13 protein-coding genes, 1 other RNA gene and 1 riboswitch are annotated in these 17461 nt (G+C 68.2%); of the genes, 1 reads left to right on the plus strand and 13 read right to left on the minus strand.

Translation table 11 applies throughout. The annotated features are described in order from the left end of the window. Window positions 1-30: 30 nt before the first annotated feature. From CHC02_RS29840 to CHC02_RS03980, 12 genes are all read right to left on the minus strand, one after another. The gene (locus tag CHC02_RS29840; protein WP_139210165.1) at window positions 31-462 is read right to left on the minus strand and encodes a WapI family immunity protein; all 432 of its coding nucleotides are present in this window, start codon (window positions 460-462) and stop codon (window positions 31-33) included. A 91-nt stretch (window positions 463-553) separates the two neighbouring features. After that, window positions 554-808, minus strand: a complete 255-nt coding sequence (locus CHC02_RS30470) for a hypothetical protein (protein WP_089390207.1) — start codon at window positions 806-808, stop codon at window positions 554-556. Between the two features lie 476 nt (window positions 809-1284). Next, window positions 1285-1640: a transfer-messenger RNA gene (gene ssrA / locus CHC02_RS03935) on the minus strand. Between the two features lie 73 nt (window positions 1641-1713). Next, window positions 1714-2391 (minus strand): type 1 glutamine amidotransferase domain-containing protein, encoded by a 678-nt coding sequence (locus CHC02_RS03940; RefSeq protein ID WP_089390209.1) that lies wholly within the window; start codon window positions 2389-2391, stop codon window positions 1714-1716. Window positions 2392-2496: 105 nt separating this feature from the next. Then, a complete protein-coding gene (locus CHC02_RS03945; RefSeq protein WP_089390210.1) occupies window positions 2497-3507 on the minus strand; it encodes a sodium:calcium antiporter in 1011 nt (336 codons plus the stop codon). A 58-nt stretch (window positions 3508-3565) separates the two neighbouring features. Continuing rightward, a riboswitch (yybP-ykoY riboswitch) is annotated at window positions 3566-3741 on the minus strand. Between the two features lie 38 nt (window positions 3742-3779). Next, window positions 3780-7055 carry an acetyl-CoA carboxylase family protein gene (locus CHC02_RS03950; protein WP_089390211.1) on the minus strand — a complete coding sequence of 1092 codons (3276 nt, stop codon included), beginning with the start codon at window positions 7053-7055 and terminating at the stop codon, window positions 3780-3782. Window positions 7056-7194: 139 nt separating this feature from the next. After that, complete coding sequence (locus tag CHC02_RS03955; protein ID WP_009613086.1) at window positions 7195-7446, minus strand: hypothetical protein; 252 nt, start codon at window positions 7444-7446, stop codon at window positions 7195-7197. 91 nt (window positions 7447-7537) lie between these two features. Next, window positions 7538-8923 (minus strand): sensor histidine kinase, encoded by a 1386-nt coding sequence (locus CHC02_RS03960; RefSeq protein WP_089390212.1) that lies wholly within the window; start codon window positions 8921-8923, stop codon window positions 7538-7540. Continuing rightward, window positions 8920-9594, minus strand: coding sequence for a response regulator (locus tag CHC02_RS03965; RefSeq protein ID WP_089390213.1), 675 nt, complete (start codon window positions 9592-9594; stop codon window positions 8920-8922). The genes CHC02_RS03960 and CHC02_RS03965 overlap by 4 nt, the downstream gene beginning before the upstream one ends. A 304-nt stretch (window positions 9595-9898) precedes the next feature. Then, the gene (locus CHC02_RS03970) at window positions 9899-12712 is read right to left on the minus strand and encodes an FAD-binding and (Fe-S)-binding domain-containing protein (protein ID WP_089390214.1); all 2814 of its coding nucleotides are present in this window, start codon (window positions 12710-12712) and stop codon (window positions 9899-9901) included. A gap of 172 nt (window positions 12713-12884) precedes the next feature. Beyond that, the gene (gene lldD, locus CHC02_RS03975; RefSeq protein WP_089390215.1) at window positions 12885-14030 is read right to left on the minus strand and encodes an FMN-dependent L-lactate dehydrogenase LldD; all 1146 of its coding nucleotides are present in this window, start codon (window positions 14028-14030) and stop codon (window positions 12885-12887) included. Window positions 14031-14100: 70 nt separating this feature from the next. Then, window positions 14101-15777, minus strand: a complete 1677-nt coding sequence (locus CHC02_RS03980; protein ID WP_089390216.1) for a lactate permease LctP family transporter — start codon at window positions 15775-15777, stop codon at window positions 14101-14103. A gap of 317 nt (window positions 15778-16094) precedes the next feature. Between CHC02_RS03980 and CHC02_RS03985 the strand changes: the two genes are divergently transcribed. Next, window positions 16095-16859 carry an FCD domain-containing protein gene (locus CHC02_RS03985; RefSeq protein ID WP_089390217.1) on the plus strand — a complete coding sequence of 255 codons (765 nt, stop codon included), beginning with the start codon at window positions 16095-16097 and terminating at the stop codon, window positions 16857-16859. Window positions 16860-16949: 90 nt separating this feature from the next. On the opposite strand, the gene smpB is transcribed toward CHC02_RS03985, so the two are convergent. Continuing rightward, entirely contained in the window at window positions 16950-17429 is a 480-nt protein-coding gene (gene smpB / locus CHC02_RS03990) for an SsrA-binding protein SmpB (RefSeq protein ID WP_089390218.1), read from the minus strand. Between the last annotated feature and the right edge of the window lie 32 nt (window positions 17430-17461).

Below are 17461 nucleotides of genomic sequence, written 5' to 3' on the forward strand. Positions count from 1 at the left end.
CCGAACTGAGCACCATGGAGGCGAAGGCGCTTAGGTACGAACAGGGAATGCCTGGATTAAGTTTGAGAGCTCTCCCAGAGCTGAGCACAAATAGGTTTGATCAAGGGAGAATTTGAAGACGAGCCTGTGACCAATCCCGGCTTGGTCCATGGCTTCGCCGTTGATTTGGAAATGGCCCAGATTGTTGCAGGAAATTCGGAGTATCAACTGACCTTCCAACGGCTCAAAGGTGTAGTTCCCTTGAAGGCCGCCATGCAAGATGCGCAGTTCGCGATGCAACTCTTCGAGCTCTGACGTGAGAAGATTCGCTCGGAACTTACCCCGGAAAGCTCCAGCACGGATCGAAACCTCACAAAGCAGCCAGTTGTCATCAAAAAAATCACCCACTGGCGAGCGCTCATAGCCAAGAACTGTGAGGGTGAGCTGTTCGTTGTCGTTTATTCCTATCGTGAAGGAGTTCATGGTGAGGGGGCCGATTGGTTACTTGGCACATGGGGTTGTCATGAGGGAAAAGGGATAGATTTTTTACCTTAGTTCCCGCAGCCCCCATAGCTCAATCACCCCGCCCAAACTCATCGCCATCCGGCCTCGTCTGCCCAACCTCAGGCGCCACCTGCCCACTCGCTAGCCAAAGCGCGTACTGCGGATACAGGCGCACCAGTGCTTCCACCTCCTGGGTGCTGATCCGGGTTCGCTTGTCGTAGCGAACTGTTCGCCAGCGGGTGCCGCTGATCTCGGTGCGCTTCACCAGTTCGTCCAGGCCTGTCCTGTCGACAAGCGCTCTCACTCGGTCGTCTATCGAATCCATGCGAAATGGTATTTTACATTTGTAATATACAAATACCTCTGTGCTTTTCGTATATTACAAAAACGGATGAGGTAAGCCTTCTGGGTTGAGGAGCCCGGCGCCGCTGAATCACGCCCGAATAGTGCAGCAAAAAGCCATGGAGATGGAAGAAAGCCCACAGGGGGGAGTGCTATGAGCCAACCAGACCTGAATCTCGATCTATGCACCATCGAGGCTTTTGGCCGGATGTGCGTTTTGCCTGATGACCTAGTAGCCGAGTGGATCGGGGCTGGCGTACTACCGAGCCGGAGCATTGCCGGTATCTGCCTAGTCGACCTACGTAGGCTTTTCGCTGCGCAGCCTCGCGGCAAGGAGAGAATTTCGGTGTGTGGGAAATAGGCGGGAGACGCTGGGGCGAAGGAGGGGAAGGCTGCCAGCGATCGAGCAGGCACAAAAAAGGCACTTGCGTGAGTCGCCAAGTGCCTGATCTGTCTGTTTGGTGGAGCCGGGGGGATTTGAACCCCCGTCCGCCAGCTCTCCGCTATCGGTTCTACATGCTTAGCCATCTCTACTGAGTTAACTCCGCGCGGCCCGAGTGGCAGGGCGCTTGGAGCGAGCTGTATGAGTTTTAGCCGTTACGTCTACAGCGAACTTGGCGGCGATCCTGTTCTATCTGACAGACCTAATCTTCGGGTTTACAGGCATCCCCTAGGGTCTGCTGGCGCCCTTAGGCGGCCAGAGCGTAGTTGTCGTCGTTGGCAACTATGAATTGTGGCAGCGGATTTACGAGAACTGTCACCTACTCGGCATGCCCCTCAAGTTTTGTTACCGGCGTCGAATCCTAATCGGCCCCAAAACCCGTAAAGGTCGCAGCCAGTGTACGGCAAAGCCCCCGGCGCGTCCACCGGGGGGCTTGCAAGTGCCTGTCAGCCCAGGAGTTTCAGCACGGCTTCGGCCACCGCTTCGCTGGAGGCGGGGTTCTGCCCGGTGATCAGCAGGCGGTCCACTTCCACGTGGCTCTGCCAGTCGTCGGCCTTGCTGTAGCGGCCGCCCTTGGCCTTGAGTTCGGTCTGCACCAGGAAGGGCACCACGGCGGTCAGGCCCACGGCTTCTTCCTCGCTGTTGGAGAAGCCGGTGACGTGGCGGCCCTCGACCAGCGGCTTGCCGTCGCCGTTCCTGGCGTGGCGCAGCACGCCGGGGGCGTGGCAGACGGTGGCCACCGGCTTGCCGGCGTGGGCGAAGGCTTCGATCAGGGCGATGGAGTGCCTGTCCTCGGCCAGGTCCCACAGGGGGCCGTGGCCGCCGGGGTAGAAGATGGCGTCGTAGTCGGCTTCGTTCACCTCGGCCAGCCTGCGGGTGCTGGCCAGGGCGGCCTGGGCCTCGGGGTCCTTGCGGAAGCGCTCGGTGGCCGGGGTCTGGGCGTCGGGCTCGTCGCTCTTGGGGTCCAGCGGCGGCTGGCCGCCCTTGGGCGAGGCGAGCGCCAACTCGGCGCCGGCGTCCTTGAACACGTAGTAGGGCGCGGCGAATTCCTCCAGCCAGAAGCCGGTTTTCTTGCCGGTGTCGCCCAGTTGGTCGTGGGATGTGAGCACTACCAGGATCTTCATGGCCTCTCCTTGCATGCAGCGGTGTGACGGCAGGCGCCGGCCGGGCGCCTGGCGGAACCGTCAGTTTAGGCGCTGCGCCGCGGCTTGCACGCTGCGGCGCGGCGTTCAGCGGCCGAGGGTGATGGCCAGGTAGGCGACGTAGAGCGCGCCGTTGCCCAGCAGCACCCAGGCGGCGATGCCGTCGTGGCGGGCGTTGAGGCGCAGCCAGAGCGCCGCGCCGAGGGTCACCAGCACGCCGGTGAGCACTTCGATGCGCGGCTGCCAGGGCGTCAGCAGGATGCCGATGGCCGGCAGCAGGGTGCCCTGGAAGACCATGGCGCCGGTGATGTTGCCGAAGGCCAGGGTGTCCTTGCCGCGGCGCACCCAGAGGATGCTGTTGACCTTCTCCGGCAGCTCGGTGGCGATGGGGATGATCAGCAGCGAGAGCAGCAGGGCGGAGATGCCGAGCAGGCTGGACAGGCCTTCCACGCCGTGGATGAAGCCCTTGGCGCCGAGCACCAGCAGGGCCAGGCCCAGGGCCAGTTGCGCGACTATGGTGACGATGTTGGTCGGCAGGCCGATGCGCGACAGCCACATGGGGTTTTCCGCCGCGGTGCCGTGGCCGTCCTCCACCAGGTCGCGGGAGGCGCGCAGGGTGAGGGTGATGTAGCCGATGTAGGTGAGCACCAGCAGCACGCTCAGGCCGATGCGGTAGCTGTGCAGCTGCGAGGGCACGAACATCGCCACCGTGGCCAGGCAGAAGGCCAGGAGGAAGAAGTTGAGGTCGCGCAGCAGGCCGCTGCGCTCGGGCACCAGGCGCCCGCGCAGGCCGCGGCCACGGAGGACGAAGCAGGCCATCAGGCAGGTGGACAGGGTGGAGAGCATCAGCGGCGCGCCGAGGATGGCGCCCACGCCCACTTCTTCGTTCAGCGACACGTTGCTGGTGCCGGCGACCAGCGCCAGCAGCGGCACCAGGGTTTCCGGCAGGGCGGTGCCGATGGCGGCGAACAGCGAGCCGGTGACGCCTTCGGAGATGCCCAGGCGCTCGCCCAGGTGTTCCAGGGCGTTGGTGAAGAGTTCGGCGGCGACCAGGATGAGCAGCAGCATGCCGAGCAGTTCGAGGGCGAAGGTCAGCATGGGGCGCGCTCCTCGCGGGTGGAGGGCGACACGGGACGGAGGCGGTGCATCACGGTGGAACTCCCGGCCGGTGTAGTACCCATGACCATGCGCCTCCCCGGCCGTTGCGGAGGTTGCATGGTCAAAGGTCTTGCCAGGCTGTGCGCTGGCCACGCCATGGCCTGCCGGCCAAGGATGTTGACGTGGTCCCCGCCGGTGTTCCCGGACGGGCGGCTACTCCCCAATGACGCCGGGCATTCTAGCGGATTGCCCGGCGCGCTCAAGGGCCTGTTTCACCATGTGTCGATCAAAGGGCGCTTCTTGCCGGCGCGTTTCGCCGCTTTCGGCGTCGACGCCAGGCCACGCAGCAGCCAGCGGCGCGTCTCGGCCGGGTCGATGACGTCGTCGATCTCCAGGAAGCTGGCCATGTTCAGCCCCTTGCCGTGGCGATAGGCCGCAGCGACCATCTTGTCGAACAGCTTCTGCCGCTCCCCGGCGTCCTCCATGGCCGCCAGCTCCTTGGCGTAGCCCAGCCGCACCGCGCCCTCCAGGCCCATGGCGCCGAACTCGCCGCTGGGCCAGGCGATGGTGAACAGCGAGGCGTGGAAGCTGCCGGCGGCCATGGCCATGGCGCCCAGGCCATAGCCCTTGCGCAGCACCACGGTGAAGAAGGGCACGCTCAGGCTGGCGGCGGTGACGAACATGCGCGAGACGTGGCGCACCGTGCCTTGTTTCTCGGCCTCCGGGCCGACCATGAAGCCTGGGGTGTCGCACAGCGACAGCATCGGCAGGTCGAAGGCGTCGCACAGTTGCATGAAGCGCGCGGCCTTGTCGCCGGCCACGGCGTCGATGGCGCCGCCCAGGTGCGCGGGGTTGTTGGCGATCAGGCCGAAGGGCTTGCCTTCGATGCGCACCAGCGCGGTGATCATGCCCGGGGCGAACTGCCGGCGCAGCTCCAGCACCGAGCCTTCGTCGGCCAGGGTGGCGATGACCTGGCGCATGTCGTAGGCGCGCAGGCGGTTCTCCGGCACGGCGTGGCGCAGGTGGCGCTGGTCCGCGCATTGCCAGTCGGCGACCTCGCCCTGGAAGTAGGACAGGTACTGGCGGGCGATGCGCGTGGCCTCGGCCTCGTCCGCCACCAGCACGTCGATCACGCCGTTGGGGCCCTGTACGCTGCTCGGCCCGACTTCCTCGGCGGCGTAGCGGCCCAGGCCGCCGCCCTCGATCATCGCCGGGCCGGCCATGCCGATGCTGCTGTCGCGGGTGGCGATGATCACGTCGCAGCAGCCGAGCAGCGCGGCGTTGCCGGCGAAGCAGCGGCCGGAAACCACGCCCACCAGCGGCACCAGCCCGGAGAGCTTCGCCATGCCCATGAAGGTGGCGCAGTCCAGCCCGGCCACGCCCAGGTAGTCGCTGTCGCCAGGGCGCCCGCCGCCACCTTCGGCGTAGAGCACCAGCGGGATGCGCCACTGCTCGGCGAGTTGCAGCATGCGGTCGCTCTTCTTGTGGTTCATCACCCCCTGGGTGCCGGCGAACACCGTGTAGTCGTAGGCGATGGCCAGGCAGCGCGCGGCCTCCTCGCCGAACTGCGCGGCATTGACGCTGCCCAGGCCGGTGACCAGGCCGTCGGCCGGGCTGATCGCCTGCAGTTCCTCCAGGCTGCGCCGCCGCCGTTGCGCGGCGATGGCCAGGGCGCCGTACTCGATGAAGCTGCCGGCATCCAGCAGGTCGGCGAGGTTTTCCCGGGCGCTGCGCTTGCCGGCGGCGTGGCGCTTGGCGATGGCTTCCGGGCGCCGCTCGTCGAGGCCGATGGCATGGCGTTCGAGGACTTCGGCGAGGTCGGCGCGGATGTGTCCGAGGTCCAGCTCGCTGGCCTGGCCTTCGTCCAGCGCGGCCACTTCCGCCGGCTCGACGAACAGCAGCGGCGCGCCTTCGTCGAGGCTGTCGCCCGGCTCGGCGGCCAGGCTGTGGACGATGCCGCTGGCGCTGGCCTTGACCTCGAATTCCATCTTCATGGCTTCGACGATGGCGATCACCTGGCCGCTGGCCACGGCGTCGCCGGGGGCGGCCAGCAGGCTGACCAGCACGCCGGCGCCGGGGGCGTTCAGGGCGAGGCAGCCGGGCGGTGCCGCGTGGCTGCGCGTGGCCTGTTCGCCGCCGACGCTGCCCAGCCAGCGGTGCGGGTGCTCGCCGCCGGCAAGCAGCTCCGCCAGGTGGCTCTCGATGAAGCGGGTGCTCACCTGGTTGCCCGCCAGTTCCGGGCGGTGCAGCAGGTTGAGCAGCAGCGGGATGTTGTTGGCCACGCCTTCGATGCGGAACTCGCAGAGTGCGCGGTAGGCCTTGCGCAGGGCCTGTGGATAATCCGCCGCCTGGACGATCAGCTTGGCCAGCAGCGAGTCGTAGCCGGCGCCGGTGCGGTAGCCGGGGTAGCCGTAGCCGTCCACCCGCAGGCCGGGGCCGCTGGGCGGCTGGTAGGCGGCCAATACGCCGCTGGCCGGTTGCGGGGTGCCGTCGGCGGCCAGGCTTTCCAGGTTGATCCGCAGTTGCAGGGCGAAGCCGCGCGGGGCGGGGATATCTGCCTGTTGCAAACCCAGTTCGGCCAGGCTGGCGCCGGCGGCGAGGCGCAACTGGGCCTGGACCAGGTCGATGCCGGTGATGGCCTCGGTGATGGTGTGTTCCACCTGCAGGCGCGGATTGGCTTCCATGAACAGGAAGTCGCCGCTGTCCTCGTCGAGGAGGAATTCGAAGGTGCCCAGGCCGCGGTAGCGCACCGCTTCGGCCAGGCGCACCGCGGCGCTGGCGATGGCGCCGCGCAGGCGCGGGTGCAGGCCGGGGCTGGGGGCGATCTCCAGCAGCTTCTGGTTGCGCCGCTGCAGGCTGCAGTCGCGTTCCCACAGGTGGCTCACCTGGCCGCTGCCGTCGCCGATGACCTGGATTTCGATGTGCCGGGCGTGCTCCACCAGGCGCTCGACGTAGAGCGCGTCGTTGCCGAAGGCCGCGCGGGCTTCCGACTGGCAGCGCGCATAGGCTTCGGCGATGTCCTCGCGCCGGCGCACCGCGCGCATGCCGCGCCCGCCGCCGCCGGCCAGGGCCTTGATCATCATGCCGGCGCCGCCGGGCAGCTGGGCGAAGAAGCGCCCGGCTTCCTCCAGGCTGGTGGCGCGGTTGGTGCCGGCGGCCAGGGCCACGCCGTGCTGGCTGGCCAGCTCGCGGGCGCGGGCCTTGTCGCCCAACTGCTCCAGGACTTCGGCGTCGGGGCCGACGAAGCGCAGGCCGGCCGCTTCGCAGCGGCGGGCGAACCCGGCGTTCTCGGAAAGGAAGCCATAGCCGGGGTGCACGGCATCGCAGCCCTGGGCCAGGGCCACTTCGATCAGCTGGGCGATGTCCAGGTAGGCGGCGGCGCCACGCCCGCGCAGGGGCACGGCCTGGTCGGCCTGGCGGGTGTGCAGCGAGGCGGCGTCGTCCTCGGCGAAGACGGCGACGCTGCGGATGCCGAGTTCGGCGGCGGCGCGGGCGATGCGGATGGCGATCTCGCCACGGTTGGCGATCAGCAGGCAGGTGGTGGGCATGGGCGATTCCGCTTGTCGTTCTTCTGGCGTGGAATCGCTCCATCTTAGGGATGAAGCGGGGCCCCGGAACGAACCGGGGCCTCGCGAATGACGGGCCCTCAGCCCGGCTTATGACGCATGGCGCCCCACGCGGGGCGGGTCAGCTGCTGGACGAGGCCTTCAGCAGTTTCAGGGCTTTCTCGGTCATGGCGACGCAGGCCTGGGTATTGCCTTGTTCCTGGGCCTGGGCAGCTTTCTCCTGAAGACGCATGGCCTGCTCCTGCACGCTGTCGCTGCTGTTGGTGCTCTGCATGCTCTCGTCGATCCGCTGCAGGTTGTCGCTGCAGCGGTCGGCGGCGAACACCGGCGACGCGAGCAGCGCGGCACTGATGAACAGGATGGTGGTTTTCATGATGCGGTACCTGTACGGCTGAACATGACGCAGGCGGCGACTCGCCAGGCGAGCGGGGCCTGTACGGTGGACTGCGGTGGCCGTGCCGGGTTCAGGAAAGTTGCGCGGACGGCAGTTCCACCCGCACGCCCAGGCCGCGGCCGTCCAGGCCCGGGTGCAGGCTGATGCGGCCCTGGTGGATTTCCACCACGCGCTTGACGATGGGCAGGCCCAGGCCGCTGCCGCCGCTGCCGGAGGCGACGCCGGGGCTGCGGTAGAAGCGGGTGAAGATGGCGGCCTGCTCGGCGGCGGCCACGCCGGGGCCGGAGTCCAGCACCCACAGCTGCACCTGGGTGCCCTCGGTGCCCAGGCGCACTTCCACGCGGCCGCCCTCGGGGGTGTAGCGCAGGGCGTTGCCCACCAGGTTGCCGAGCATGATGCCCAGCCACACCGCCACGCCCATGACCTCGGCGCCCTGGTTCTCCAGTGTCAGCTCGATGCCCTTGTCGATGGCCTGGGGGGCCAGCTCGGCGATGGTTTCCTCGCTGAGCTGGCCGAGGTCGACGCGGGTGAAGGTTTCGTGCAGTTCCTCGTTGTCCAGGCGCGCCAGCAGGAGGATCTGCTCCATCAGCGTGCCGATGCGCTCGACGCTGCGGCTGACCTGCTGCAGGCCATGGGCGAGCACCGCCGGGTCGGAGGAGCGCAGCGCCACCTGGGCGTGGGTGCGCAGGCTGGCCAGGGGCGTGCGGATTTCGTGGGCGGCGTCGCTGGTGAGGCGGCGCTCGGCCTCCATGGCGGTGCCCAGGCGTTCGAGCAGCAGGTTGAGTTCGTTGACCAGGCTGTGCACTTCCACCGGCGCCCGGTTCAGCGCCAGGGGCTGCAGGCTGTGGGCGCCGCGCTGGTGCAGTTGCGCAGTGAGGATGCGCAGCGGCGCCAGGCCGTTGTTGACGCCGAACCACACCAGCAGGGCCAGCAGCGGCAGGGCCAGCAGCAGCGGGAAGAGCGCGCTGAGCAGCAGCAGGCGCAGGGTGTGGCTGCGGTGGTGGAGGTTCTCCACCACCCAGATGCGCGCGTTCTCGTCGCGGGTGCTCAACTGCAGGACGCGCCAGGTGATGCCGCCGTGGCTGATCTCGGAGAAGCCGGTCTCCAGGGCCTCCAGGCCGGAGGGCAGGCCCGCCGTGGCGAACAGCGGCTGGCCCTGGTACCAGAGGCTGTAGCCCAGGGCGGATTCGCGCCTGACCAGCGGCAGCCCCTCGATGGCCTTGCGGCTGCGGGCGATCAGCTCGCCCTGGCCGCCGGCGACGTCCACCAGGCGCAGGGCGGCCTCGCCGAAGTCGATCATGTCCTCGTCGTAGAGGCGGTCCACCTGCCGCGAGGCGAGGTGGTAGGTGAGGGTGCCGGCCAGCACCCAGCACAGGCTCACGCCGCCGATCAGCAGCAGCAGCAGGCGCCGGCTCAGCGAGCCGGCGCGGCGCGTGCGCCCGGGCGTGGCGCTCAAGGCGCGTCCTTGGCCGGGCGGTCGATGCCGTAGCCGATGCCGCGCACGGTGCGGATCAGCTCGTTGCCCAGCTTGCGCCGCAGGTGGTGCACGTGGACTTCGATGGCGTTGCTTTCCAGCTCGCCGTCCCAGCCGTACAGGGCTTCCACCAGCCGGGTGCGCGAGAGCACCTTGCCGCGCTGTTCCAGCAGCAGGCGCAGCAGGGCGTATTCGCGCGGGGCCAGCTCCACCGCCTCGCCGCCCAGGCTGACCTGGTGGGTGGCCGGGTCCAGGCGCAGCTCGCCGTGTTCCAGCACCGGCTGGGCGCGGCCGGTGTGGCGGCGGGTGAGGGCGCGCACGCGGGCCAGCAGTTCGTCGAGGTCGAAGGGCTTGCTCAGGTAGTCGTCGGCGCCGGCGTCCAGGCCGGCCACGCGGTCGGCGACCTTGTCGCGGGCGGTGAGGATCAGCACCGGCGTCATGTCGCCGCGCCGGCGCAGGCCGCGCAGCACCTCCATGCCGTCGCGGCGCGGCAGGCCGAGGTCGAGCACCAGCAGGTCGAATTCGTCGGTGGCCAGGGCCTGGTCGGCGGCCACGCCGTCGGTCACCCAGTCCACGGTATCGCCTTCCAGGCCCAGCCCGGCGCGGATGCCGTCGCCCAGCAGCGGGTCGTCTTCAGCCAGCAGGATTCTCATGTTCGCCCCCTTTTCGCGTGGTGCCGCCGCGGCCATCCGCAGCAGGATAGCCGCAGCGGCGGTTTCGCGGCAGAGGCTGGCAGGGCTCGCTTAACGTGGGGTTAAGGCGAGGGGAGGTGTTTCCTGTAGGAGCGGAAAGGTGGCAGGGGCGGTTAGTGGTGGCGATGGGTATCGCTTCGCTCAACCCATCCTACGGGAGCTCGCCGGGTTGTTGTGTGCCGGGGCAACGGCGGATAACCGCGAACGGTTATTCGCCCTACGTGAATCGCGGGCGGAGTCCGCTGTTTTCAATAGACAGTTGCTCCTATGCCTGTGCGCGAGGTCGGGTTACCCGGTCCACCAGGTAGACCACCCCGTGGTAGTCGATGCCGCCGTGGGCGCTCAGGCCTATCTCGCAGGTACGGCTGGTGGACACGCCTTCGTCGCAGTACTGCACCGCGTCCTTCAGGCTGCGCAGCGAGTGGGCGTTGAGTTCCGGGGTGGTGAAGCCCTTGTCGCCGGCGAAGCCGCAGCAGTGGATGCCCTCGGGGACCACCACTTCCCGGGCGCAGCGGCGCACCAGGTCGATCAGCGCCTGGCTTTCGCCCAGGTGCTGGGTGCTGCAGGTGACGTGCACCGCCACCGGCTTGTCCAGCGGCTGGAAGTCCAGGCGGTCGACCAGGTGGGTGCGGATGAACTTCACCGGGTCGTAGATCCGCAGCCGGCTGTCGGCCAGGTCCTGGACCAGGCGCAGGGTGCAGGGGCTGGTGTCGCAGTAGATCGGGTCGAGCCCGCCGCGGCTGGCCTGCAACAGCGCGGCCAGCAATTCGTCGCGCTTGTCATCGGCCTGCTGTTTGTAGCCCTTTGAGGCGAACGGCTGGCCGCAGCAGAGGTTGTCGGCGTTGTCCGGGAACACCACCTGGTAGCCGGCCTTCTCCAGCAGCTGGCGGGTCTTGTCGATCAGCGGCACCTGCTCCTCGTCGCCGGCCGCCGGGCCCATGGCGCGGGACACGCAGGCGGTCAGGTAGACCACCCGCGGTTTGTCGATATCGGCGGCCGCCTGCGGCGCGGTGAAGCGCACTGGCTGCGGCATGGCCGGCGTCCACTGGGGCACGCGGCTCTTGCTGGCGTGGCTGATGGACGCGCTGAGGCTGGCCAGGCGCGGCGCGCCAAGCAGCATGCGCGCGCCGTTGGCCGCGTGGAGCATGAAGCGCGTGCCCTTCATCGCCGTGGCGAAGTTGCGCGCCAGCCAGGTGGCGGTGCCGGCGTGGCGGGCCTGCTCGCCGCGCAGTTTCTTCACCAGCTCGCCGGTGTTGATGTTCACCGGGCAGCGCTGGGCGCACAGGCCGGTGGCGGCGCAGGTGTCGATGCCCTGGTACTGGTAGTCGCGCTCCAGTTGCGTGGTGTCGGCGCCGCTGCGGCGCCTGGCCTGGATGTCGCGCCACATGACGATGCGCTGGCGCGGGCTGAGGGTCAGGCCCCTGGACGGGCACACCGGCTCGCAGAAGCCGCATTCGATGCACTTGTCGACGATCGCGTCGGCGGCCGGCAGCGGCTTGAGGTTCTTCAGGTGCAGTTGCGGGTCGTCGGTGAGGATCACCCCGGGGTTGAGGATGCCCTGGGGGTCCAGCAGGCGCTTGAGCTGCCACATCAGCTGGTAGGCGTCGTGGCCCCATTCCAGCTCGACGAAGGGCGCCATGTTGCGCCCGGTGCCGTGCTCGGCCTTCAGCGAGCCGCCGTACTCCACCGCCACCAGGTGCGCCACGTCGTCCATGAAGGCCGAGTAGCGCGCCACCTGCTCGGGCGAGTCGAAGCCCTGGGTGAAGACGAAGTGCAGGTTGCCCTCCAGCGCGTGGCCGAAGAGGATCGCCTCGTCGTAGCCGTGCCTGTCGAACAGCTCGATCAACCGGTTGACGCCCTCGGCCAGCTGTTCGACGGGGAAGGTGACGTCCTCGATTATCACCGTGGTGCCGGTCTCGCGCACCGCGCCCACCGCCGGGAAGGTGTCCTTGCGGATGCGCCAGAGCTGGTTGTAGACCAGCGGGTCTTCGCTGAAGTCGACCTGCTTCTCCACCGGGAATTCGGCGATGGAGGCCATGATCTGCGCCAGTTGTTCGTGCAGCAGCGTCTGGGTGGCCGCGCGGGATTCGATGAGCAGCGCGCAGGCGCCGGCGGACAGGCTCTTCACCCACGCCGGCATGCCCTGCATGTTCTCCACCGAGCGCAGGCTGCGGCGGTCCAGCAGCTCCACGGCGGACACCGGCTGCTGCTTGAGCACCGGCACGGCCTTGCAGCAGGTTTCCACGTCGGGGAAGACGATGAGCGCGCTGGCCTTGTGCGGGTGGTCGGGCACGGTGTCGTAGGTCACTGCGCTGATGAAGCCCAGGGTGCCCTCGGAGCCGACCATCAGGTGGGTAAGGATGTCCAGCGGCTGGTCGTAGTCCACCAGGGCGTTGAGGGAGAAGCCGGTGGTGTTCTTCAGCCGGTACTTGTGGCGGATCTTCGCTGCCAGCTCGGTGTTGGCGCGGGTCTGCCGGCCCAGCTCGGCCAGGCCTTCGAGGATGTCGCCATGGCTGGCCTGGAAGGCCTCGACGCTGGCCGGGTCCTCGCTGTCCAGCAGGCTGCCGTCGGCCAGCACCAGGCGCAGGCCGGCCAGGGTGTTGTAGCTGTTCTGCGCGGTGCCGCAGCACATGCCGCTGGCGTTGTTGGCGACGATGCCGCCGATCTTGCAGGCGTTGATCGAGGCCGGGTCGGGGCCGATCTTGCGGCCGAAGGGCGCCAGCCAGGCGTTGGCCTGGGCGCCGACCACCCCGGGTTGCAGGCGGATCCGCTCGCCGCCGCCACGGATGTCGCGGCCGTTCCAGTTGTCGCCCAGCACCAGCAGCACAGAGTCGCTGACCGCCTGCCCGGAGAGGCTGGTGCCGGCGGCGCGGAAGGTCACCGCCACCTGCTGGGCGTGGGCGGCGCGCAGCAGGGTGCGCACCTCGTCTTCGCTCTCCACGCGGATCACCAGCTTGGGGATCAGCCGGTAGAAGCTGGCGTCGGTGCCGAAGGCCAGGGTCGAGAGCGGGTCGTCGAAGCGGCGCTCGCGGGGGATCAGGTGTTCGACCGTGTCGAGGAACGCGGCGGGCAGGCTCATGGCGGCTCCAGTCATCATCGGTGAGCGTGGACCGCTGGACGGCCCATCGGTGTTCTTTTGGGTCGAACGCGCGGGGGGCACGTTCTTTTGTAGGAGCGAGCTTGCTCGCGAACCCGGCGGGCTCGGCGCTGGGCAGGTTCGCGAGCAAGCTCGCTCCTACAGGGGGGCGCCTTCAGGCGCCGAGTTCGCGCACCAGCGAGTCGCGGGTGATTTCGCTGATCGACTTGGCGCCGGTGAGCACCATGGCCACGCGCATTTCCTTCTCGATCAGCTCCAGCAGGTTGCGCACGCCGGCCTCGCCATCCACCGCCAGGGCGTAGAGGAAGGCGCGGCCGAGCAGCACGCTGTCGGCGCCCAGGGCGATCATGCGGACCACGTCCAGGCCGTTGCGGATGCCGGAGTCGGCGAGGATGGTCAGGTCGCCCTTCACTGCGTCGGCGATGGCCGGCAGGGCGCGGGCGCTGGACAGCACGCCGTCGAGCTGGCGGCCGCCGTGGTTGGACACGACTATGCCGTCGGCGCCGAATTTCACCGCGTCCCTGGCGTCTTCCGGGTCGAGGATGCCCTTGATCACCATCGGGCCTTCCCAGAAGTCGCGGATCCACTCCAGGTCCTTCCAGGAAATCGACGGGTCGAAGTTGGCGCCCAGCCAGCCGATGTAGTCGGCCAGGCCCGTGGGGTTGCCGCGGTACCTGGAGATGTTGCCCAGGTCGTGGGGGCGGCCCAGCAGGCCGACGTCCAGCGCCCACTGCGGGTGGGTCATGGCCTGCCACATGCGCCGCAGCGGCGCGTTCGGGCCGCTCATGCCGGAGTGGGCGTCGCGGTAGCGGGCGCCGGGCACCGGCATGTCCACGGTGAACACCAGGGTCGAGCAGCCGGCGGCCTTGGCCCGCTCCAGGGCGTTCTTCATGAATCCGCGGTCCTTCAGCACATAGAGCTGGAACCACATGGGCCGGTCGATGGCCGGCGCCACTTCCTCGATCGGGCACACCGAGACGGTCGACAGGGTGAAGGGCACGCCCTTGGAGGCCGCGGCGCGCGCCGCCTGCACCTCGCCGCGGCGGGCGTACATGCCGGTCAGGCCGACCGGGGCCAGGGCCACCGGCATCGCCAGGGTCTCGTTGAACAGCCGGGTTTCCAGGCTCAGCTCGGACATGTTCTTCAGCACGCGCTGGCGCAGGGCGATGTCCGAGAGGTCCGCCACGTTGCGGCGCAGCGTGTGCTCGGCGTAGGCGCCGCCGTCGGCGTAGTGGAACAGGAAGGGCGGAATCTTGCGTTGGGCCGCGGCGCGGTAGTCGGTGGAGGCGGAAATGATCATCTGGCAGGGCACCGGTTGAGGTGGACGGTGAAGGCCGGGCCCCGTAGCGCAGGGGCCCGGCAGGTACAGCTTAGTGAACGAGCATGCCGGTGAAGACATAGGCCTGCAGCAGGGTGATCACGCCGATCACCGCGGCGAACAGCAGGCTGTGCTTCAGGGTGAAGCGGAACAGGTCGGATTCCTTGCCGACCATGCCGGTGGCGGCGCAGGCCACGGCGATGGATTGCGGCGAGATCATCTTGCCGGTCACGCCGCCGGTGGTGTTGGCGGCCACCAGCAGGGTGTCGTTGACGCCGATCTGGTGCGCGGTGGTGCCCTGCAGGGCGCCGAACAGCGCGTTGGACGAGGTGTCCGAGCCGGTCAGGAACACGCCCAGCCAGCCGAGGAACGGCGAGAAGAACGGGAAGGCCGCGCCGGTGCCGGCCAGGACCAGGGCCAGGGTGGTGGACATGCCGGAGAAGTTGGTGACGAAGGCGAAGGCCAGCACCATGCCGATGGACAGCACCGGCCACTTCAGCTCGACCAGGGTTTCCTTGAAAGTGGTCAGACCAGTTTTCGCAGCGATGCGCAGGATGAACATGGAGACGATCGCGGAAAGCAGGATCGCGGTGCCGGTGGCGGCCAGCGGGTCGAACTTGAACACCGCCGGCAGGGCGGTGGCGGCCGCGGCGATCGGCGGGCCCTTGAACACCAGCTGGTCAAGGCCGGGGATCGGGAAGTTGAACACCAGGCTGTAGAGCGCGCCGCCGGGCAGGAACATGGCCTTGAACGGCTTCAGCGTCCAGATGGTGACCAGCACGGTGAGCACCAGGAACGGCGACCAGGCCTTGACGATCTCGCCGACGCTGTAGGGCGAGGGCTCGGCGCGCGGGGCACCGCCACCGCCGGCGACGGCGGCGCCGCCGGAAACGCCGACCACTTCAGCGGCGCCGGCCGGCTGCCAGACCTTCAGGAACAGCGTCAGGCACACCAGGCTGATGAGCGCGGAGGTGATGTCCGGCAGTTCCGGGCCGATGAAGTTGGAGGTGAAGTACTGGCTGATGGCGAAGCTGCCGCCGGCGACCAGGGCGGCCGGCCAGGTTTCCTTCACGCCCTTGAGGCCATCCATCATGAACACCAGCCAGAAGGGCACCAGCAGCGACAGCAGCGGCAGCTGGCGGCCGGCCATGGCGCCGATCTTGAAGGCGTCGATGCCCGAGACCTGGCCGGCGACGATGATCGGGATGCCCAGGGCGCCGAAGGCCACCGGCGCGGTGTTGGCGATCAGGCACAGGCCGGCGGCGTACAGCGGGTTGAAGCCCAGGCCGACGAGCAGGGCGGCAGTGATCGCCACCGGGGCGCCGAAGCCGGCCGCGCCTTCGAGGAAGGCGCCGAACGAGAAACCGATCAGCAGCACCTGCAGGCGTTGGTCGGAGGTGATCGACAGGACCGAGCTGCGGATGATCTCGAACTGCCCGCTCTTCACCGTCAGTTTGTACAGGAACACCGCCGCGACGATGATCCAGGCGATCGGCCAGAGGCCGTAGAGGAAGCCGTAGAACGCGGCGCCCAGGGCCTTGCCGACCGGCATGCCGTAGGCGGCGATGGCGACGACGATGGAGAGGATCAGGGTGATGGTGCCGGCGACGTGGCCCTTGAGGCGGAACACGGCGAGGGCGAGGAAGAAGAAGACGATCGGGATCACGGCGACCAGCGCGGACAGGCCGAGGCTGCCGAGCGGGGTATAGATCTGCTGCCAGGTTTGCATGCTGTTTTGGCTCCTAATTGTTTTTTGATTGGAGTCTGGTGTTGCGCCGTGTCGTGGGTTTTGCGCCGCCCCGGCGAGGGTTGGCGGCAGGCGGACGACCGTCTCGGCGTATCTCGCAAAATTGGTAATACCAATTTACAAAAGCGAGCGCTCAGAGTAAAAGCATCCCTGTAGCCTGTCAATTTGCGGGGCTACAACTTTTGTCGGACCGGGCGATCCAGGCGATCGCCGGGCTTGTTGTGGCCGGCGCCGCTGGTTAGGCTGCCGCGCCTGTGGAACGGGGCCTTCCGCCAGGCGGGCAGAGAGGTGGGGAAAAGATGGCTTTCAATCAGGTACGGCAGCGCCGCTTGTCGGACGATATCGTCGAGCGCCTCGAGGCGATGATCCTCGAGGGCACGCTCAAGGCGGGCGAGCGCCTGCCGGCCGAGCGCCTGCTGGCGGAGCAGTTCGGCGTGTCGCGGCCGTCGCTGCGCGAGGCGATCCAGAAACTGGTGGCCAAGGGGCTGCTGGTCAGCCGCCAGGGCGGCGGCAACTACGTCGCGCAGGCCCTGGGCTCGACCTTCAGCGACCCGCTGCTGCACCTGCTGGAGACCAATCCCGAGGCGCAGCGCGACCTGCTGGAGTTCCGCCACACCCTGGAGGGCTCCTGCGCCTACTACGCCGCGCTACGCGCCACCGAGGTGGACCACCAGCGCCTGACCAGCGCCTTCGAGACGCTGCAGGCCTGCTACCAGCACAACGACAAGGTCAGCGACGAGGAGGGGGCGGCCGACGCCAGCTTCCATCTGGCCATCGCCGAGGCCAGCCACAACACCGTGCTGCTGCACACCATCCGCGGCCTGTTCGACCTGCTCAAGCACAACGTGGTGACCAACATCGGCGGCATGTACGCCCAGCGCGCGGAAACCCGCGAGCAGCTGATGAGCCAGCACCGCGAGCTGTACGAGGCGATCATGCAGGGCCGCGCGGAAGAGGCGCGGGAGATATCCCACCGGCACATTTCCTATGTGCGGGAAGTGCTGGAGGAGGCGCAGGACGAGGCGCGACGCCTGCAGCGGGCGCAGCGCAGGTTGGGGGTTTAAGAGCGGCTACAGGCTACAGGCTACAGGCTACAGGCTGCAGGCCACAGGCAAGAGCGGCTCTTACCTGCCGCCTGCCGCCTGCAGCCGCTTTCAGTCTTCCTTGCCGTGCCGCATCGCGCGCTGGATCTCGCGATTGGAATCGCGTTCCTTCTCGGTGTCGCGCTTGTCGTATTCCTTCTTGCCCTTGGCCAGGGCGATCTCGCACTTGATCAGGTGCTTCTTCCAGTACATCGACAGCGCCACGCAGGCGTAGCCCTTCTGCTGCACCGCGCCGAACAGCTTGCCCAGCTCGCGCTTGTGCAGCAGCAGCTTGCGCGTGCGCACCGGGTCGGCGATCACGTGGGTGCTGGCGGTGGTCAGCGGGGTGATGTGGCTGCCCAGCAGCCAGGCCTCGCCATCCTTGAGCAGGACGTAGCTGTCGACCAGTTGGGCCTTGCCGGCGCGCAGGCTCTTGACCTCCCAGCCGGCCAGGGCGATGCCCGCCTCGAAGCGTTGCTCGATGAAGTAGTCGTGCAGAGCCTTCTTGTTCTGCGCGATGGTCCCCTGGGGGTGTTTCTTCTGTTTAGCCATAGGCGGCGCATTATAGGGAGTCGCTCGCCGCG

The sequence above is a fragment of the Pseudomonas delhiensis genome (assembly GCF_900187975.1).
GTDB lineage: Bacteria > Pseudomonadota > Gammaproteobacteria > Pseudomonadales > Pseudomonadaceae > Pseudomonas > Pseudomonas delhiensis.